A 17,933-nucleotide genomic window follows, 5' to 3' on the forward strand; every position below is an offset into this window, starting at 1 on the left:
GGGGGGGGGGGGGGGGGGGGGGGAAGGAAAAGAGGGGGGAAAAAGGGAGGGTTTTCTTTCTTTCTTTTCCTTTTTTCTTTTGTTTGTCTCTTCCCCCCCCCCCCCCCACGCCCTGCTCGGCAATCACTGCTTCACGAGGTCGGCCACGGCCTGCTCGCGATCGTCACTTCACGAGGTCGGCCACGGCCTGCGATCGTCACTTCACGAGGTCGGCGCGGAGGTCGTCGAGGACCAGGTTCGCCGCCGTGACACCGAGACCGAGGTACCAGGTCTCGTCGGAGACGTTCTTGGCCCGGCCCTCCTTGACGGCCTTGAGGTTCTTCCACAGCGGGTTGGCCTGGGTGGTGTCGCGCTTGGTGGCCTTCACGTCGCCGTAGACGCCGGTGAAGATCCAGTCGGCGTCGGCCTCGTCGATCTTCTCCGGGCTGATCTCCGCGGCGAGGTCGTCGATCTGCTGGTTCTTCGGCCGCGGCAGACCGGTGTCTTCGAGGATGGTGCCGATGAAGGAGGCCTTGGCGTAGAGGCGGATGCGGTCCGGCAGGTAGCGGACCATGGAGATGGTCGGCTTCTTCGGGCCGATGTCCTCGCCGAGCTTCTTCGCCTTGGCCTCATAGGCACCGAGCTCGCTCTTCGCCTTCGCCGTCCTGTCCAGCGCGGCGGCGTTGAGGAGGTAGTTCTCCTTCCAGGTGAAGCCCGGACGGATGGAGAACACGGTCGGCGCGATCTTGGAGAGGGCGTCGTACTTGTCGGCGGCGCGCAGCTGGCTGCCGAGGATCAGGTCGGGCTTCAGTCCGGCGATCGCCTCAAGGTTGAGGTTGTTGATCGTGCCGACGTTCTTGGGGTTGCCCGCGTTCTTCTTCAGGTACGAGGGAATCGCGGCGTCGCCCTCGGAGGGGGCGTAGCCCACCGGCTTCACACCCAGCGACACGACGTTGTCGAACTCGCCGACGTCCAGCACCACGACGCGCTTGGGGGCGGACTTGATCTCCGTCTTGCCCATGGCGTGGGTGAGGGTCCGGGGGAACTGGCCGGCCTCGGCGTCCGTCCCGTACGCCGCCGTCTTCTTCGCGGCGTCGCCGAAGTCCTTGCCGCCCGTGGCGACGGCCGCCTTCTTGTCGCCGCCCTCGGACTTGGCCGAGCCGCCCGACCCCCCGTCGTCGCTCCCGCAGGCCGAGAGGGAAAGGGCGGCAGCCACCGCCAGGCCGACTGCGGCGGTACCGCGGCGACGAAGGGACATCACGTGCTCCAGTTGTGAAAAACACACAGATACTGCTTAGGGCTGCCTAACCTTACTCATTCGCCTCACGCCCAGCACAGCCACCCCCTCCCCCTCAGGCGAATACGGGCATCACCACCCTTATGCGTGAAGAGGCGGGTCTCGTGTTGTTCGGCAGGAAGTGCGAAAACTAGCTTCGGTTGCCGGAGGTGACCAGTCCATGACTGTCTGTGCCATCGAGAACAAGACCGTAGGCGCGACCGGGGCCGCCGAAGACCACGGGGACGCGGTCCTGGAGAACGGCGGGCCGGAGGCTCCCGCTGCGCCGGACGACCCGCCGGACGAAGCGGGCGGAGCGGGCACGCCCCTCGGGGCAGCCCCCGCCGCGCCCGCGTTCACGATCACCGCGGACGGTTCGTACGCGGCCCGGCTCGCGCTCGCGGAGGTGCCGACGGAGGCGTCCGGCGAGTCCGGCGGGGCGTGGTTCGTGGAGCGCTGGACGCTCGACGGGCCCGAGCCGTACGCCGTACCGCTCCCCCTCGACCAGCCGGAGGAGCCGGACTCCGAGGTGCTGCCGCTGGCCGACGGGCGGGTACTGATCCGGCGCCGGGTCGCGGACCGGCACGCGGTGTCGCTGCTCTATCCGACCGCCCCCGGGACCGGTGAACTCCCGCTCGGCGCCGTCGAATGCGCGGACCTCACCCTGCTGCCGCCCACGCCGGACGGTATGAGCGCGTACGCGCTGTCGGCCGGCACGCACTCCACCTCCGTCTGGCTGGTGGCGGGCGGCGCCTTCGGTCCCGAGCCGGTCGCGGAGGTTCCGGGGCGCTGTTCCGGCGGCGTCTGGCTGGACCGGGCGGGCCGGATGCTGGCCCTGGACCGGGAGATGCCGGGCGGGGGCCCGGTCAAGGCGGTCGCCGTGGACCTGGAGCGGGGCGGCGAGGTGACGCCGCTGCTGCAGATCGCCCCGGACAGCAACGACCGGCTGCTGCTCGCCGATCCGGACAGCGGGCTGCTGCTGATCCGCTCGGACGCGCCGGGACACGACCGGCTGGGGTGGGGCGTGCTCGGCAGCTGTCTGCCGGTGCGCTTCCCGGAGTGCCTGCGCCCGGCCGATGTGGCGGTGACTCCGTTCGCCGTGCAGCCGGGCCAGATGCTGATGCCGGAGAGCTGCGCGGTGGCGCTGCGGATCGACGGGGCGGCGGGCAGCTGGGTCGGGGTGTGGCGCCCGGCCGGGCGCCGGCTGCATCAACTCGCCGCCCCCGAGGGATGGCAGGCCGGTCGCGGGGTGTGGACCCGGGACGGCGTGCTCGGACTCCCGTACGCGGACGGGAACGTGGCCTGCGGTGTGGCTCTGCTGGAGGCACCGGTGGACGACGGACACGGCACGCGGCCGTCGGCGGAACCCGGCGCGGAAAACGGTATGCAACCGTCCGCCGCCGCTGCGCCTCTACCCGTGTGCAAGCCGATTCCGCTGGGGCAGGCGCCTCTTACGGGACGCATGGTGCCTGGTTAAAATCTGGGCCCGGGCTACGCAGCCTCACCCGGCGGTCGCCGACGGTGACCGCGCCGTGTTGCGGTTGGCGTGATCGGCCCGGTGACACACACGTAAGCGATCACAACGGGGTGACTTCCCACATGTCTGAAGCCCGAACCGACACGACCCAGACGCGTCCGGAGGACGCGGACCGGGCCGAGGACGGCGGCTACGGAAAGCACCGAGGGGGTGAGTCGATGGACGACGCGTCTGCACAGCCGCACGGCCGCCACCGCCGCCCCTCCGAGGGGGGCAGCCGGGCGGCCTGACCGCGCGGAACAGCGACGAGGGGCGGTGGGCCAACCCCCGTCGGTCAGCCCCGTTTCAGGCCGAGCACCTCCGCCGCGGCGAAGGTCTCGTTCGGCGGGCGGTCCTCGTAGTACGGCGAGATCAGCTCGTCCAGCTCCTCGAAGGAGAACGTCTCCTTCGAGGAGTCGAACTTCGCCACGACCCTGGGGCGTTCGACGATCGCGACCATCCCGCCGTGCACCACGAGCAGCTGCCCGTTGACCTTGGCGGCGGCCGGGGAGGCCAGATAGCCGACCAGTGGCGCGACGTGCTCGGGTGCGAGCGCGTCGAGCCGGCCGTCCGTCGGTTCCTGGAAGCCCGCGAAGACGTCCTCGGTCATCCGGGTGCGGGCCCGCGGGCAGATGGCGTTGGCGGTGACTCCGTACCTGGCCAGGGCCAGCGCCGTGGAGGTGGTGAGGCCGACGATGCCGCCCTTGGCCGCCGCGTAGTTCGGCTGGCCCGCCGAACCGGCCAGGAACGCCTCCGACGAGGTGTTGACGATCCGGCCGTGGACCGGGCCGCCGGACTCCTTGGAGCGGGTACGCCAGTGCGCGGCGGCGAAGTGCGTGGTGTTGAAGTGGCCCTTGAGGTGGACCCTGATGACGGAGTCCCACTCGTCCTCGGTCATCGAGAAGATCATCCGGTCGCGCAGGATGCCCGCGTTGTTGACCAGGATGTCGAGCTTTCCGTAGGTGTCGACGGCCAGCTCCACCAGGGCGCGGGCCTGCTCGTGGTCGGAGACGTCGCCGAGATGCGCGACCGCCCGGCCGCCCGCGGCCCGGATCTCCTCGGCGACCTCCTCGGCGGGCGTCGCGGACGCCTCGCCGGAGCCGTCGCGGCCCGGCTGCCCGTAGTCGTTGACGACCACGGACGCGCCCAGCCCCGCCAGTTCCAGCGCTTCGGCGCGTCCGAGGCCGCGGCCCGCGCCCGTGACGATCGCGGACATGCCGTCCAGGGGAAGTGACATCGGAATCTCTCCAGTCCTCTCGGGAAGGGCGGGCGGTGGTCAGAGCTCGACGCAGGTGCGCAGCGACTCGCCGGTCCGCATCTGGTCGAGTGCGTCGTTGATCCCGTCGAGCCGCACCCGGTGGGTGATCATCGATTCGAGGTCGATCCGCCCGGCCCGCCAGAGCGCGATGGCCCGTTCGTACGAGCGGAGCACATCGCCGCCCCCGTACATGGAGGGCAGGATCCGCTTCTCGTCGAAGAACAGCTCGAACATGTTGACCTGGAAGTTGTCGTCCATCGCGCCCGCGCCGACGATGCACAGGGTGCCGCCGCGCCGGGTGTGGTCGTACGCGGTGCGCGCGGTGGCCGATTTGCCGACGACCTCGAAGACGTAGTCGAAGCCCTCGCCCGCGGTGATCCGCTGCTTGGCGTCGGCGAACTCGTCGGGCGAGACCGCCTCGGTCGCGCCGAACCGCAGCGCCGCCTCGCGCCGGGAGGCGACCGGGTCCACGGCCACGATCTGGGCGGCCCCCTGCACCCTGGCACCCTGGATGGTGGAGATGCCGACGCCGCCGCAGCCGATCACGGCGACCGACGAACCGGCCTCCACCTGCGCGGTGTTGATGGCCGCGCCGAGTCCGGTGGTCACCCCGCAGCCGATCAGCGCGGCGATCTCGAACGGTACGTCGTCGGGGATCGGCACCGCGCAGCCCGCGCCGACGACGACCTCCTCGGTGAAGGTGCCGGTGCCGGCGAAGCCGAAGACATCGCCGCCGGGGCGCTTGAAGTTGGGGGTGCCCGCGTTCATGAAACCGGCCAGGCAGAGCTGGGTCTGGCCGCGCTTGCAGGACGGACACGCCCCGCAGGCGGGCAGCCAGCAGACCAGTACCCGGTCCCCCGCGCTCAGCCCGGTGACGCCGTCGCCGACGTCCAGGACCTCGCCGGCGCCCTCGTGGCCCGGGATGAACGGGGCGGGCTGCGGCAGCACCCCGCTCATCGCGGAGACGTCGGAGTGACACAGTCCGGTGGCCCTGATGCGGAGCCTGACCTTGCCGGGGCCGAAGCCCACCGCCTCGATGTCGTCGAGGACTTCCAGTTTGTCCTGGCCTATCTCGTGCAGTACGGCTGCGCGCATGGTGCGGCTCCCCTCATGGGCCTGCGGAACGTGGGCCTGCGGTCCTCTTGGAGTCGGTGCGGGTGCGGGTGCGGGTTCGGGTTCGGGTTCGGGTTCGGGTTCAGGAGTGCTCGACGAAGGTGTCGCCGAGGACCATGGCGTTGTCCCGCTCCACGGCTCTCACCTCGACCCGCACCTGGTCCTCGGCGGTCCACATCTCGATGCGGAGGGTCTCGCCGGGGAAGACGATCCCGGCGAACCGGGTGCGGTAGGAGCGGATACGGGTCACATCGCCGCCGAGGACCGTGTCGGTGACGGCCTTGAGCGTGATGCCGTAGGTGCACAGTCCGTGCAGGATCGGCCGGTCGAAGCCGGCGCGCGCGGCGAACTCCGGGTCGGCGTGCAGCGGGTTCCAGTCCCCGGAGAGGCGGTACAGCAGCGCCTGGTCCGGCCGGACCGGCCGCTCCACGATGTGGTTCGGGGCGATCACGGGATAGGCGACCCGCCCGGACGGGCCGCGTTCACCGCCGAAGCCGCCCTCGCCCCGGACGTAGATCTGGGCGTCGTTAGTCCACAGCGGGCCCTCTTCGTCGGCGGCCTCGGTGCGCAGCACCAGCACGGCTGCCTTGCCCTTGTCGTACACCGCGGCGACCTTCGAGGTCTGTACGGCGCTGCCCCGCACCGGGATCGGCCGGTGCACCCGTACGCTCTGCCCGCCGTGCAGAACAGCGGCGAGGTCGATGTCGACGCCGGGCGAGGAGAGTCCGCCGACGACACCCGTGCCCGCGCCCGCGACGGTGGCGAAGGAGGGCAGCACATGGAGCCGGGACTCCAGTGTGTAGCGCAGCTCGTGGGGGTCGACGGCGGGGTCGGCACGGCCGGGGTCGGAGCCGGCGCCGATCCCGAGGTGGTAGAGCTGGACATCCTTGTGGTCCCAGCCGATCCGGGTGGAGCGGGGTTCGGCGGCGAGAGCCTTTTCGGCATCAATGGGCATGGGAGAGCTGCTCCTTGACGGTGGGAAGACCTCGGCGCGGCCGTCCGCACCGTCGGCCGCACCGAGGTCGCGCGGGACCGGCCGCGACGCCTGTTCTAGAACGCGTTCTAGCCGATGAACCCATGTATAACGCAGCGCCCAGCAGTTGTGAAGACTGCTGCTGACGTAGCGTCAGATTCGTCCGTGGGCCGGCATCCGGTCATGACATATGTCATGGCGAAGTCCGTACACAGACATCTGCCGGGGACCCCGGCGGCCTCCGTAGCGTCGTGTTCATGATGCAGACAACGGGGAGCGGAGCCGCGGTGGTCCTCACCGGGGCGGTCAAGACCTTCGGCCGGGCGGGGCACGGTGTACGGGCCGTGGACGGGATCGATCTGTCCATCGGCCGCGGCGAGACCGTCGCCCTGCTCGGCCGCAACGGGGCGGGCAAGTCCACCACCGTCCGGCTTCTGCTCGGCCTCGACCAGCCGGACTCCGGCACGGTGCGGGTGCTGGGGCGGAGCGCCGAGCACGCGGTGCGGGACGGACTGGTCGGCGCCATGCTCCAGGACGGGCGGCCCATCCAGCGGGTCACCGTCCGCGAGCTGATCGCCTTCGTCGCCTCCACCTATCCGAAGCCGATGCCGGTGTCCGAGGCGCTCTCCCTGGCGGGCGTGACCGCGTACGCGAACCGGCGCATCGACAAGCTCTCCGGCGGCCAGACCCAGCGCGTCCGCTTCGCCGTCGCGCTGGCCGGCAATCCGGAGCTGATCGTCCTGGACGAGCCGACCGCCGCCCTGGACGTGGAGGCGCGCCGCACGTTCTGGGACTCGATGCGGGCCTATGCCCGGCGCGGCAACACCGTCCTGTTCTCCACCCACTATCTGGAGGAGGCCGACGAGAACGCCGACCGGATCGTCGTCATCGACCGGGGCCGGATCGTCGCGGACGGCACCGGCGACACGATCCGGGGCTCGGCCGGCAGCAGTCTCGTCTCCTTCGACCTGGCGGGCGGGCCGACCGGGGGCCTGGAGCTGCTGCCCGGTGTGGTCGCCGTCGAGGTGTCCGGGGACCGGGCGCTGCTGCACACCGACGACTCGGACGCCACCGTCAGGGAGCTGGCCCGCCTCGATGCGATCCGCAACCTCCAGGTCTCCCGGGCCACGCTGGAGGACGCGTTCCTCTCCCTCACGTCACCGGCCGCCGCTCCGCCCGTAACCGATTCCGAGAGGGAGACCGTCTGATGTTCCGCTACATCGTGCTCGAAATCCGCAGGACCCTGCGCGACGGCTTCTTCCTGATCTTCGGGACCGGGATGCCGGTGATGATGTACCTGCTCTTCACCAACATCGGCGGCGGCAACGACGTCGACGGCTGGAAGACCGCCTCGATGGTCGGCATGGCCGCGTACGGGGCGCTGGGCTCCGCCATGTCGATCGGTACGGGGGTCGCCTCCGACAAGACCCTCGGCTGGCTGGACCAGTTGCGGGTCACCCCGCTCGCCCCCTCGCAGGCGGTCGTGGGCCGCGCGATCAGCGGTTCGGTGACGGTCCTGCCGACGATCCTGACGGTGCTGCTGGCCGGCGGGCTGTTCAACGGGGTGCGGCTGGACGCCTGGCAGTGGATCGCGCTGGCGCTGCTGCTGTGGATCGGCGCGCTGCCGTTCACCCTGCTCGGCCTCGGCAACGGCTACCGGCTCACCCCGCAGGGCACCGGAGTGGTCAACGTGGCCTGTCTGATGGGCTTCGCGATCGTCGGCGGGCTGTGGTTCCCGCTGGAGCTGCTGCCCGAGTGGCTGCGCTCCATCGGCGGGTTCACCCCGGCCAACCGCTTCGCCGACCTGGGCTGGGCGACCACCGAGGGACACGCGCCCGGCACCGGCACGATCGCGGTGCTCTGCGGATGGCTCCTGCTGTTCGGTACGTACGCCGTGATCTCGTACCGTCGGTCCGCGAGAACCGTGTGACAGGAGTGGACATGCCCAGGAACCGAACGGGTACGCGTGCGGACGTGCGGCCGGGCCCGTGGAAACGCCGGCGCAAGGAGGGCGAGGAGCGGCGCCCCGGCCCGCCGGGACCGTACACCCTGCTGCCGTGGCTGCTGATGGGCATGGGCTCCTTCTCCAATCTCTTCCAGGGCGAGGCACCCAATCCCTGGCTCGGCGGTCTCGGGCTGTTCACCTTCAACTCCCTCTACATCTCCGTGGTGTTCCGCGGCTTCGTCAAGGAGAAGCGCGAGAGCCCGGTGTCGTACTGGCTGCTCGCCGCGATGGCCGCCGTCACGCTCGCGCTCGCGATCGGCTACGGCGGGAGCTGGCTGCTGTTCTTCCCGCTGCTCTCGCTGGCCTGTGGCACCATCCTGCGCAACCGGCAGCTGGCGATCGGCGTGCTCTCGCTCGCCGCGGTCGCCACCTCGGTGGCGGTGTGGCGCGGCAACGGCAGCTCGGACCCGTGGACGATCGGTTACGGCACCTTCATCTCGGGTGCGGTGACCGCCGCGATCCTCACCCTCGCGGAGACCGTGATGGAACTGCGCGCCACCCGGCAGGAACTGGCCCGCACCGCCGTCGAGAAGGAGCGGCTGCGCTTCTCCCGCGATCTGCACGATCTGCTGGGCCACACGCTCTCCGTGATCGTGGTCAAGTCGGAGGCCGCGCGCCGGCTCGCACCGCGCGACATGGACGCGGCGCTCACCCAGGTCGCCGACATCGAGTCCGTCGGCCGTCAGGCCCTCACCGAGATCCGGGAGGCCGTCACCGGCTACCGGGAGGGGAGCCTGGCCACCGAGCTCGACCGGGCCCGGTCCGCGCTGACCGCCGCCGGGATCGAGCCGGTGCTCCGCCGCTCGGGGCCACCGCTCGCTCCGCAGACGGAGGCGCTGCTGGGCTGGGTGGTGCGGGAGGCCGTCACCAATGTCGTACGCCACTCCGACGCGACGACCTGCTCGTTCGTGCTCGAAGGCACCGCCGAACGGGTCCGGCTCACGGTCACCGACGACGGCCGGACCCCGGCCGCACCGCCCTCCCCGGGCATCGGGGGCACCGGCCTGAAGGGCCTCACCGAACGACTCGCCGCGGCCGGCGGTTCACTGGAGGCGGGCCAGGGCCCCGAGGCCGGTTTCGTGGTCACGGCGGAACTCCCGGCGGACGTGCCCGGGGAACCGGACGGTGACACGGGTGGGGCCCCGCTCTCCGTCCCGTGCCGGTGACCGGGACGCCGCGGGATCACCGGCCGGCCCGGATGCCCGGGTCATGAGCAGGTAAGGATTGCGGGCCGGGCCTGTCGTCGGAGCCGGGATCGGCGCATGATCACACCTTGTGAAGGACGACTCGGATGCGATCTGCCCCCGGTGCCACGCGGTGCTGACGGCATCGGACGACCGCTTCAGCACCTGGTGCGCGGCCTGCGACTGGAATGTCGATCCGATCGGCCCCGTCGGCATGCGGAAGAGCAAAGCCCGTGAACTGGCCCACCAGGAAAGCCTGTTCGGCCGGACAGCGGCAAACGGCCCGGACACCTCGCCCCCGAGCGCCGCCATGTACGGCGCACTCGCACTGGCCACCGCCGTCAATCTGACCACCGCGGCTCTGGTGGCCACGGGGGCGTGGCTGCTGATCACCGGTACCCGTCCGCAGCAGGTCCTGGGCGCCGTCGAGCTCCTGGCCGCCCTGATGCTGTTCCCACGTCCGGGGAAGCCGCCCAAGCACACCGCCGACCGCGCCACCGCACCCGCGCTCCACGCGATCGTCCAGCGGATCGGCGCCGAACTCGGGACCCGACCACCCGACTTGCTCGCTTTCGACACACGGTACGGGGCCCGCTGGGCAGTTGTCGGACTGCGTCGCCGCCGGGTACTCGTGCTGGGCCTGCCGCTCTGGGAAACCCTCACGACGGATCAGCGGCTCGCCCTGCTCGTCCGCGAACTCGCCCACGCGGCGGAGGAAGGGCGGCCGCGCGCCCGCTGGGTCCGATCGGCTCTGGACTCGCTCGCTGATCCATCAGGGATCACGGGACAGCCCTTAGCCTGTTCTCCGTGAACGAGATGCCGCAGGATCATCGTCCGACCAAGTCCGTACGGGTCCTGCTCGCCGAGGACCAGGGCATGATGCGCGGTGCGCTGGCCCTGCTGCTCGGTCTTGAGCCGGACATCGAGGTCGTGGCGCAGGTGGCCGCCGGGGACGAGATCGTGGACGCCGCGCTGGTGTCCCGCCCCGATGTGGCGCTCCTGGACATCGAACTCCCGGGCCGCAGCGGGCTGGACGCCGCCGCCGATCTGCGCGAGGAGGTGCCGGACTGCCGGGTGCTGATCCTCACCACGTTCGGCCGCCCCGGCTATCTGCGCCGGGCGATGGAGGCCGGGGCGGCGGGGTTCCTGGTCAAGGACGGTCCCGTCGAGGAGCTCGCCACCGCGATCCGCCGGGTGCTCGGGGGCGAGACGGTGATCGACCCGGCGTTGGCCGCCGCCGCGCTCAGCGCCGGGCCGAGCCCGCTGACCGCGCGGGAACGGGACGCGCTGAACGCCTCGGTGGACGGGGCGACAGTCGCCGACATCGCGGCGAAGCTGCATCTGTCCGAGTCGACGGTGCGGAACTATCTGTCGTCGGCCATCGGCAAGACGGGCACCCGCAACCGGATGGAAGCGGTCCGGGCGGCGCGGCAACAGGGGTGGCTGTAAGGCCTTTCGCCCGGATCGGGCCGGACCCCGCGCGCCCGGCACGACCCGAGCGAGGGGCCCTGCGTCCCGCGGGCCGTGCGCCTCAGCGCCGGTCCGACCGGTGGCGGGGCAGCCAGAGCGCCATCATCAGCAGTCCGCCCAGCAGTACCGTGCCGGCCGTCCGGAAGGCGAGTGCGAAGCCGGCCGTGAGCTCCTCCGGTCCGGTGCCGCCCGCGGTGCGGGCCGCCGCGACGGTGGAGAGCGCGGCGAGACCGAGCGCACCGCCCATCGTGCGGGAGGTGTTGACGAGGCCGGAGACCAGACCGGATTCGCCGGGGGCCGCGCCGGCGATGGCCAGCGAGGCGAGCGGAGTGGCCGCCAGGCCCGTACCGGCCATCATCAGGACGCCGGGCAGGCAGACCGAGGTGAGGTACGAACCGTCGGGTCCCATCGTGGACTGCCAGCCGAAGCCCGCGGCGGCGATGGCCGTACCGATGAGCGCCAGGTTCTTCGCGCCGGTCACGGCCATCGCCCGGGGCGCGCACTTCGAGCCGACTACGACGGCCAACGACGTGGGCATCAGGGCGAGTCCGGCCTCCAGCGGGGTGTAGCCCAGCACGGCCTGGGCGTACACGGTCATGAAATACCACATCGAGAACGTCGCCGAACCGATCACGAGCATCGCCGCGTTGGCCGACGTCACCGCCCGCGTCCCGAGCACCCGGAGCGGCATCAGCGGCTCCGCCGTCCAGGCCTCCACCGCCACGAAGACGCCCAGCAGGGCCACCCCGCCGAGCAGCGGCGCCAGGGTCGCCGTCGCGGTCCACCCCGACTCCTCGGTCTGCACGATGCCGTACGCGACACAGGCGAGGCCCACCGTGACGAGTACCGCGCCCAGCAGGTCGATCCGCCGCCGGTCCCCGGCCCGGCCCTCCGCGAGCCGGACGGCGGCGCCGGCCAGGACGAGCACCCCGACCGGCACATTGATCAGCAGCACCCAGCGCCAGGAGAACAGATCGGTGAGCACCCCGCCGATCAGCCCGCCGGCCGCGCCACCGCCCGCGCCGACGGCCATCCAGGTGCCTATCGCCTTCGTCCTGTCCGGGCCCTCGGGGACGGCGGTGGTGAGCAGGGTCAGGGTGGCGGGGGCGAGCACGGCGGCACCGAGCCCCTGCGCGGCACGGGCGGCGAGCAGGTGCCAGCCCTCCTGGGCGAGCCCACCGGCCAGGGAGGCGGCGGTGAACAGGCCGAGGCCTATGAGGAACATCCGTTTGCGGCCGTAGATGTCCGCCGCGCGCCCGCCGAGGAGCATGAATCCGGCGAACGCGATCGAGTAGGTGTTGAGCACCCACTGGAGTCCGGCGGAGCTCATCCGGAGGTCGGAACGCATGGACGGCAGGGCGACGTTGACGACGGACACGTCGAGCACGACGAGGAACTGACCGACACAGGCGGCGAGCACCGCCGCCCAGGTGTGGGTACTGGTCCGCTCTCGCGGCGGCACGGGCGTCTTGACGTCAACCATGCCCGTCATGCTCGCACCCGTGCTTCGCCCCGTACATCGGAATTCGGGTCTACCGCCGCAGCAGCGTCACCACCGCCGCTCCGCCGAGCCCGATGTTGTGGGCCAGGCCGACCCGGGCGTCCTTCACCTGCCGGTTCCCCGCCTCGCCCCGGAGCTGCCAGGTCAGTTCGGCGGCCTGGGCGATTCCGGTGGCGCCGAGCGGGTGCCCCTTGGAGATCAGCCCGCCGGACGGGTTGACCACCCAGCGGCCGCCGTACGTGGTGGCCCCGGACTCGACGAGCTTTCCGGACTCGCCCTCGCCGCACAGCCCGAGCGCCTCGTAGGTGAGGAGCTCGTTGATGGAGAAGCAGTCGTGCAGTTCGATGACGTCCAGGTCGGCGGCCGAGAGCCCCGACGCCTCGTAGACCTGCCGGGCGGCGGCCCGCGACATCGGCAGGCCCACCGCGTCGATGCAGGTCCCCGAGGCGAAGGACTCGCCGGTGTCGGTGGTCATGGCCTGGGCGGCGATCTCCACCGCCCGGTCGCCCAGTCCGTGGCTCTCGACGAAGCGTTCCGACACGACGACGGCGGCGGCCGCGCCGTCGGAGGTGGGTGAGCACTGGAGCTTGGTCAGCGGGCTGTGGATGGTCTTCGCGGCGAGGATCTCCTCGACCGTGTACGGGTCCTGGAACTGGGCGTACGGATTGTTCACCGAGTGCCGGTGGTTCTTGGCGCCGACGGCGGCGAGCTGTGCCTCGGTCGTCCCGTACCGCGCCATGTGCTCGCGGGCCGCGTTGCCGAATATCTGGGCGGTGGGCGGGCTCATCTCGAAACCGTGGGCGGCGGCCATGATCCCGTAGTGCCGGGCCACGGGTGACGTCTTGCCCCAGGCATCAGCGGCTCCGCCGCGGGCAGCGGTACCGCCGTCCGCGCCACCGCCGCCGAGCGCGCCGCGCGTCATCTTCTCGAAGCCGAGCGCGAGGACGCAGTCGCTGCCGCCGCCCTCGACGAACTGCCGGGCCATCATCAGGGCGGTGGAGCCGGTGGCGCAGTTGTTGTTGACGTTGTAGACGGGGACCCCGGTCAGGCCGAGTCCGTACACGGCGCGCTGACCGGCGGTGGAGGCCTGGAAGCAGTAGCCGACGACGGCCTGCTGGATCTGCCCGTACGCGAGGGAGGCATCGGCGAGCGCCGCCGTCCCGGCCTCCTTCGCCATGTCCCAGTACTGCCAGTCGCGCGTCTCGGGCTTCTCGAACTTCGTCATTCCGACACCGACGACGTACGCCTTCATGAGCTTCATGGGCTTCGCGTGCTTCGCGTGCTTCTCGGGCTTCTCGGGCTTCTCGGGCTTCATGGCAAGTCCCTTCAATCGCGCGGGAGGCCGAGGATGCGCTCGGCGACGACATTGAGCTGAACCTGGGTGGTGCCGCCCGCGATGGTCAGGCAGCGGGACATCAGGAAGCCGTGCAGGACCCGCTCCCCCGGCCCCTCGCCGGCCGCGCCCGCCGGGCCGAGGAGTTCGAGGGCGAGTTCGGCGACCTTCTGCTGGTGGGTGGTCTGGACGAGCTTGCGGACGGAGGCTCCCGCGCCGGGTTCGAGCCCGGAGACCTGCCGCATCGTGGTCCGCAGTCCTATGCAGCCGAGCGCGTGGGCCTCGGCGGCGAGAGCTCCGATGCGGGCCCGGCAGGCGCCGTCGAGGTCGCCGGAGCGGGCGATCAGTGCCTCCAGGCCGGTGTCGAAGGTCATCTGGTCGGCCATGTGGACACGTTCGTTGCCCAGGGTGTTGCGGGCGACCCGCCAGCCGCCGTCGGGCTCGCCCACGACGGCGTCGGCGGGCAGCAGGACGTCGTCGAAGTACACCTCGTTGAAGAGGGAGTCGCCGGTGATCTCCTTCAGCGGCCGGATGTCGATGCCCGGGGTGTTCTTCATGTCGACGAGGAAGTAACCGATCCCCTGGTGCTTGGGGGCGTCCGGGTCGGTCCGGGCGAGCAGGATCCCGTGATCGGCCCATTGGGCGGCGCTCGTCCACACCTTCTGTCCGTTGATCCGCCAGCCCTCCTCGGTCCGCTCCGCCCTCGTGCGGAGCGAGGCGAGGTCGGATCCCGCGCCGGGCTCCGAGAACAGCTGGCACCACAGGAGTTCGCCGCGCAGGGTGGGCAGCAGATAGCGGTCCTGCTGCTCGGCCGTCCCATGGGCGATGAGCGAGGGCACCACCCAGGTGGCGATCCCGAGGTCGCTCAGCCTCACCCCTTGTTCCGCCAACTCCCGTTGAATGGCCAGTTGTTGGACGGGACCGGCGCCCAGGCCGTAGGGGGCGGGGAGGTGCGGGGCGGCGTAGCCGGTCGGGGCGAGGGCGCGGCGGGCGGCCTTCGGGTCGAGGCCGCGGGCGGCGGCGACGGCCTCGCGCGCGGCGGCCCGGTGGGCGGCGGCCCCGGCGGGGAGTTCGAGGGCGAGTTCGCGGCGCGCCCCGCCCTCGGCCAGCCGGACGGCCCGCAGCCGGTGGGTGTCGCCGGTCCCCAGCAACTGCCGTGCCACCAGGGCCCGGCGCAGATACAGATGGGCGTCGTGCTCCCAGGTGAAGCCGATGCCGCCGAGGATCTGGACGCAGTCCTTGGCGCAGCCGTACGCGGCGTCCAGCGCGTCCGACGCCGCGAGGGCGGCGACCATGGACCGTACGTCCGGGTCCGCCTCCTCGTCGGCGGCGCGGGCCGCGTCCCACACCAGCGCGCAGGACCGCTCGACCCGTACGAGCATGTCGGCGCAGAGGTGCTTGACGCCCTGGAACTGCCCGATGGGGCGGCCGAACTGTTCACGGACCTTGGCGTGTTCGGCCGCGGTGTGCAGCGCCCTGGCCGCGGTTCCGCAGGCTTCCGCGGCGAGGAGGACGGCGGCGAGGTCGCGGACCCGCGTGGTGTCGGTCCGCACGAGGCGGGCGGCGGGGACGAGCACCCCCTCGGCGTGGATCGAGGCGGTGGGCCGGGTCGGGTCGGCGCCGCGGTGCGGGCGGGCGGTCAGCCCTTCGGTGGCGGAGTCGACGGCGAACCAGAGGGTGCCGGTGGCCGATTCGGCGGGGAGGAGGAGCAGGTCGGCATCGGCGCCGGAGAGGACGGGCGGTGCCGTGCCGTCGAGCAGATGGCCGTCCCCGTGCTCGACGGCGGTGAGGGTGCCGGGGCCGAGGGCGACGGCGCCGATGCGCGTACCGTCCGCGAGCCCGCGCACCAGGTCGTGCGGTCCCGCCCCGCGCAGCACGGCGGAGGCGAGGGAGCTCGACAGGTACGGGCCGGGGAGCGCGGCCCGGCCCGCTTCTTCGAGGACCACGGCCAGGTCGAGGAGCCGGCCGCCCCCGCCCCCGTACGCCTCGGGCAGATGGATGGAGAGCAGGCCCTGTTCCGCGAGCCCGTCCCAGTACCCGGGGCGCACGCCGGGGGCATCCGGGGCATCCGCGTCGAGCAGCTTGCGGATCTCCTGCGGTGGGACGGCGCGCGCCAGCCAGCCTCGCACGGCCTGCGCCAACTCCCTGTGTTCTTCGGTGATTCCGATGCCCATGCGGATCCTCGCCGGTCGCAGCCACTGGAACGGCGCAAGAGTAGAACACGTTCCATTCTGACGGAAGGTCAGATGACGGCCGGATCTTCGCGCACCTCGAACCGAGTGCGCCTGGTGAAGACTGCCGGCCGGACTCGACAGGCCGTAGCCGCGCCCTCGCGGGGCGGCTACGGGCCGGCTTCGGGTTCTACGGGCGGGCGTTCAGGGTCAGGGCGGGCAGGTCGAGTCGGGTCGAGGCGAGTCGAGTCGAGTCACATGAGCTTCCGGCGGCCGGTCTCCCTTCCGAGACCGCCCACGTTGATCGGCTGGAGGATGACGGTGATCGCGCCGACCGAGAAGTGCCGCACCGGAGCGCCGGTGTTCCGCCCGTGGAAACTGTGCGGCAGCGCCTGCCCGTTGGTCGGGTCCGTGCCCGCCGTATACATGTCGACGATGCCCTCGTGCCCCTGGCGGGCCTTTGCGTCGGTGCCGTCCGCGGCCTGCTCCACGGTGATGCGGTCATCGCCGTCCACGGCGACCACGGCCGCCACGTGGTAGGGCCACCCGCTGGTGTTGGCGGGCAGCTCGTAATCCTCGTCCCACGCGGTCTCCACGATGGCGAACGCCTGGCCGGGGGCCGGCCGCTCCTCGCCGTTCGCGTGCGGGCCGCCGGGCCTGGCATGCGCGTAGGCCAGGGCGCCCTCCGCGTTTTCCCTTTCGCCCAAGCCGAACTGGCGGCCGCCCAAGGCGAATTCGCTGGCGTCCTGCCCCAGGGCCAGCCGCTGCTGGTGCATGATCTCCTCGGCGGTGTGGGCACAGTCCGCGAGGAAGGTCGTCGACGGCTCGTACTCCGCGTACGTGCGCCCCCCGATGTCCCCGCTCTGCCCGGTTGGCGTGCAGTACCTGGGCGCCGGGGCGTTCTCCGCAACCCAGATGACGGTGGTGTCCGCCCCGGGAGTGACGGTCATGAGATAGAGGCCGTTCTCCGAGACCCGTGCGGACCCCAACTCCTCGGTGTTGACCAGGGAGAAGCGCTGGAGGACCGTCGCGTCGGTGCCGCGCGCCGTGCCCCGGGCCATGGCGTCCGCTTCCCGCTGTACGGGGGCACCTCGGGGGCCCTGGTCGCTCTGCTCGGGCGTCCGCCTCATCACCCGGACCGCGTTGGCCTCGGCCTGGCGCTCGAAGCGGTCGCCGGGGTCGGAGACGCTCAGTCCCGACCCGTTGTCCGTACCGGCCACCGGCCCCCGGCGCTGCTGGATGACGTGCGTCAGCTCATGGGCGAGGGTGTGCTTGTCGCCGCCGCCGTCGCCGATGACGACATGGCTGCCGGAGGTGTACGCACGGGCACCCACCTCGGCAGCGGAGTCGCGGGCCGCGGAGTCGGTGTGCAGGCGGACGTCGGAGAAGTCGGCTCCGAGGCGGGATTCCATTTCCTGGCGCAGCGGTCCGTCCAGCGGCTTGCCCGGCGCACGCAGCACGTCGTGCACGGCGGAGCGCTGCACCGGCTCCGCCGTGGGCTGTTGGTGGCCGCAGCCCGCGCCGTGCTGGTGCTGGTGCTGGTCCCGCTGGAGCATACGGACGACGGCCTCGTTGCCGATGGTGCGCTGCAGCTCGAGAAGCGCATCGGGCCCCCGACTGCTCGGGGCCTCCCCCGGCCGCGCGACCTCGCTCTGGGCGGGGCGCTGCGGCTGCTTTTCGTTCTTTTTCGGCTCTTGCGCGTGCATGGACTTCCGCTCGTAGGGCCGGCAGTTTCGCTGTGCTCTCCCTACCTACCTGGTGCAGTGGTCGCGGGTAAGGGATGTACGGGCACGATGCGGTAGCCCGTATGGGCAGCGCGACCGCCTGGCGGGTATCGGCGGGGGCTGCCCGGGGCGTGGGTACTACCAGCGCGCTCCGGACCCGCTTCAGCTGGCGTGCCCGCTGCAGCGCCGCCTCCACCTGCCGCTGACGCGGGGAGACGCACAGCCGGTCGCCCGAGGCCTGCTCCGCACCTCCTCAACTCCCAACAGACCGCCGATTGCGCAACATATCGTGAGATGTTCCGGCCCTCGTCTGCCCAAATGAAGGTTGCGAATCGCAGGTCACCAGGGACAGTTCTCGCAACGTTCAGTCGGACAGGGCACGAGTGCGCCGTCGTGCGCCATCGTGCCCCGTTCGTACCGCGTTCACCGG

Annotated in this window: 15 protein-coding genes; 7 read left to right on the forward strand and 8 right to left on the reverse strand. The window is 71.6% G+C overall.

The genetic code is table 11. The features are described from left to right. Positions 1–196: 196 nt before the first annotated feature. Positions 197–1,237, reverse strand: coding sequence for an ABC transporter substrate-binding protein (locus tag ACFVX4_RS01700; RefSeq protein ID WP_389970841.1), 1,041 nt, complete (start codon positions 1,235–1,237; stop codon positions 197–199). Positions 1,238–1,436: 199 nt separating this feature from the next. Between ACFVX4_RS01700 and ACFVX4_RS01705 the strand changes: the two genes are divergently transcribed. Beyond that, positions 1,437–2,732 (forward strand): hypothetical protein, encoded by a 1,296-nt coding sequence (locus tag ACFVX4_RS01705; RefSeq protein ID WP_389970844.1) that lies wholly within the window; start codon positions 1,437–1,439, stop codon positions 2,730–2,732. Between the two features lie 122 nt (positions 2,733–2,854). Next, positions 2,855–3,022, forward strand: a complete 168-nt coding sequence (locus tag ACFVX4_RS01710) for a hypothetical protein (protein WP_389970847.1) — start codon at positions 2,855–2,857, stop codon at positions 3,020–3,022. 44 nt (positions 3,023–3,066) lie between these two features. Here ACFVX4_RS01710 and ACFVX4_RS01715 read toward each other — a convergent pair whose 3' ends face one another. From ACFVX4_RS01715 to ACFVX4_RS01725, 3 genes are all read right to left on the reverse strand, one after another. Further along, on the reverse strand, positions 3,067–4,008 hold the full coding sequence (locus tag ACFVX4_RS01715) for a 3-oxoacyl-ACP reductase (RefSeq protein ID WP_385552273.1): 942 nt from the start codon (positions 4,006–4,008) through the stop codon (positions 3,067–3,069). Between the two features lie 39 nt (positions 4,009–4,047). Beyond that, positions 4,048–5,124: a Zn-dependent alcohol dehydrogenase gene (locus tag ACFVX4_RS01720; protein ID WP_389970850.1), complete on the reverse strand. Its 1,077-nt coding sequence runs from the start codon at positions 5,122–5,124 to the stop codon at positions 4,048–4,050. A gap of 100 nt (positions 5,125–5,224) precedes the next feature. Continuing rightward, positions 5,225–6,097, reverse strand: a complete 873-nt coding sequence (locus tag ACFVX4_RS01725) for a MaoC/PaaZ C-terminal domain-containing protein (protein ID WP_389970853.1) — start codon at positions 6,095–6,097, stop codon at positions 5,225–5,227. Between the two features lie 305 nt (positions 6,098–6,402). Between ACFVX4_RS01725 and ACFVX4_RS01730 the strand changes: the two genes are divergently transcribed. The 5 genes from ACFVX4_RS01730 to ACFVX4_RS01750 all read left to right on the forward strand — a co-directional run bounded on the left by ACFVX4_RS01730 (position 6,403) and on the right by ACFVX4_RS01750 (position 10,753). Then, a complete protein-coding gene (locus tag ACFVX4_RS01730; RefSeq protein WP_389972048.1) occupies positions 6,403–7,323 on the forward strand; it encodes an ABC transporter ATP-binding protein in 921 nt (306 codons plus the stop codon). Beyond that, positions 7,323–8,045 carry an ABC transporter permease gene (locus tag ACFVX4_RS01735; RefSeq protein WP_389970857.1) on the forward strand — a complete coding sequence of 241 codons (723 nt, stop codon included), beginning with the start codon at positions 7,323–7,325 and terminating at the stop codon, positions 8,043–8,045. The genes ACFVX4_RS01730 and ACFVX4_RS01735 overlap by 1 nt, the downstream gene beginning before the upstream one ends. Before the next feature lie 11 nt (positions 8,046–8,056). Beyond that, on the forward strand, positions 8,057–9,286 hold the full coding sequence (locus tag ACFVX4_RS01740; protein ID WP_389970860.1) for a sensor histidine kinase: 1,230 nt from the start codon (positions 8,057–8,059) through the stop codon (positions 9,284–9,286). A 151-nt stretch (positions 9,287–9,437) separates the two neighbouring features. After that, on the forward strand, positions 9,438–10,115 hold the full coding sequence (locus ACFVX4_RS01745; RefSeq protein ID WP_389970863.1) for a M48 family metallopeptidase: 678 nt from the start codon (positions 9,438–9,440) through the stop codon (positions 10,113–10,115). Positions 10,116–10,120: 5 nt separating this feature from the next. Beyond that, positions 10,121–10,753 (forward strand): response regulator, encoded by a 633-nt coding sequence (locus ACFVX4_RS01750; protein ID WP_389972050.1) that lies wholly within the window; start codon positions 10,121–10,123, stop codon positions 10,751–10,753. 82 nt (positions 10,754–10,835) lie between these two features. On the opposite strand, the gene ACFVX4_RS01755 is transcribed toward ACFVX4_RS01750, so the two are convergent. The 4 genes from ACFVX4_RS01755 to ACFVX4_RS01770 all read right to left on the reverse strand — a co-directional run bounded on the left by ACFVX4_RS01755 (position 10,836) and on the right by ACFVX4_RS01770 (position 17,485). Then, complete coding sequence (locus ACFVX4_RS01755) at positions 10,836–12,266, reverse strand: MFS transporter (protein ID WP_389970866.1); 1,431 nt, start codon at positions 12,264–12,266, stop codon at positions 10,836–10,838. Between the two features lie 40 nt (positions 12,267–12,306). Further along, positions 12,307–13,527 (reverse strand): lipid-transfer protein, encoded by a 1,221-nt coding sequence (locus tag ACFVX4_RS01760; RefSeq protein ID WP_389972052.1) that lies wholly within the window; start codon positions 13,525–13,527, stop codon positions 12,307–12,309. A gap of 74 nt (positions 13,528–13,601) precedes the next feature. Further along, entirely contained in the window at positions 13,602–15,782 is a 2,181-nt protein-coding gene (locus tag ACFVX4_RS01765) for an acyl-CoA dehydrogenase (RefSeq protein WP_389970869.1), read from the reverse strand. Positions 15,783–16,033: 251 nt separating this feature from the next. Further along, positions 16,034–17,485: a DUF4157 domain-containing protein gene (locus tag ACFVX4_RS01770; RefSeq protein WP_389970871.1), complete on the reverse strand. Its 1,452-nt coding sequence runs from the start codon at positions 17,483–17,485 to the stop codon at positions 16,034–16,036. Between the last annotated feature and the right edge of the window lie 448 nt (positions 17,486–17,933).

The organism is Streptomyces sp. NPDC058240 (assembly GCF_042882135.1).
Classification (GTDB): domain Bacteria; phylum Actinomycetota; class Actinomycetes; order Streptomycetales; family Streptomycetaceae; genus Streptomyces.

Bases quoted from the DNA above. Each gene is read 5' to 3' on its own strand.
- ACFVX4_RS01705 (WP_389970844.1), top strand. From the start codon at position 1,437: ATGACTGTCTGTGCCATCGAGAACAAGACCGTAGGCGCGACCGGGGCC.
- ACFVX4_RS01715 (WP_385552273.1), bottom strand. From the start codon at position 4,008: ATGTCACTTCCCCTGGACGGCATGTCCGCGATCGTCACGGGCGCGGGC.
- ACFVX4_RS01725 (WP_389970853.1), bottom strand. From the start codon at position 6,097: ATGCCCATTGATGCCGAAAAGGCTCTCGCCGCCGAACCCCGCTCCACC.
- ACFVX4_RS01740 (WP_389970860.1), top strand. From the start codon at position 8,057: ATGCCCAGGAACCGAACGGGTACGCGTGCGGACGTGCGGCCGGGCCCG.
- ACFVX4_RS01755 (WP_389970866.1), bottom strand. From the start codon at position 12,266: ATGACGGGCATGGTTGACGTCAAGACGCCCGTGCCGCCGCGAGAGCGG.
- ACFVX4_RS01760 (WP_389972052.1), bottom strand. From the start codon at position 13,527: ATGAAGGCGTACGTCGTCGGTGTCGGAATGACGAAGTTCGAGAAGCCC.
- ACFVX4_RS01710 (WP_389970847.1), top strand. From the start codon at position 2,855: ATGTCTGAAGCCCGAACCGACACGACCCAGACGCGTCCGGAGGACGCG.
- ACFVX4_RS01770 (WP_389970871.1), bottom strand. From the start codon at position 17,485: ATGCACGCGCAAGAGCCGAAAAAGAACGAAAAGCAGCCGCAGCGCCCC.
- ACFVX4_RS01720 (WP_389970850.1), bottom strand. From the start codon at position 5,124: ATGCGCGCAGCCGTACTGCACGAGATAGGCCAGGACAAACTGGAAGTC.
- ACFVX4_RS01735 (WP_389970857.1), top strand. From the start codon at position 7,323: ATGTTCCGCTACATCGTGCTCGAAATCCGCAGGACCCTGCGCGACGGC.
- ACFVX4_RS01750 (WP_389972050.1), top strand. From the start codon at position 10,121: ATGCCGCAGGATCATCGTCCGACCAAGTCCGTACGGGTCCTGCTCGCC.
- ACFVX4_RS01765 (WP_389970869.1), bottom strand. From the start codon at position 15,782: ATGGGCATCGGAATCACCGAAGAACACAGGGAGTTGGCGCAGGCCGTG.
- ACFVX4_RS01700 (WP_389970841.1), bottom strand. From the start codon at position 1,237: ATGTCCCTTCGTCGCCGCGGTACCGCCGCAGTCGGCCTGGCGGTGGCT.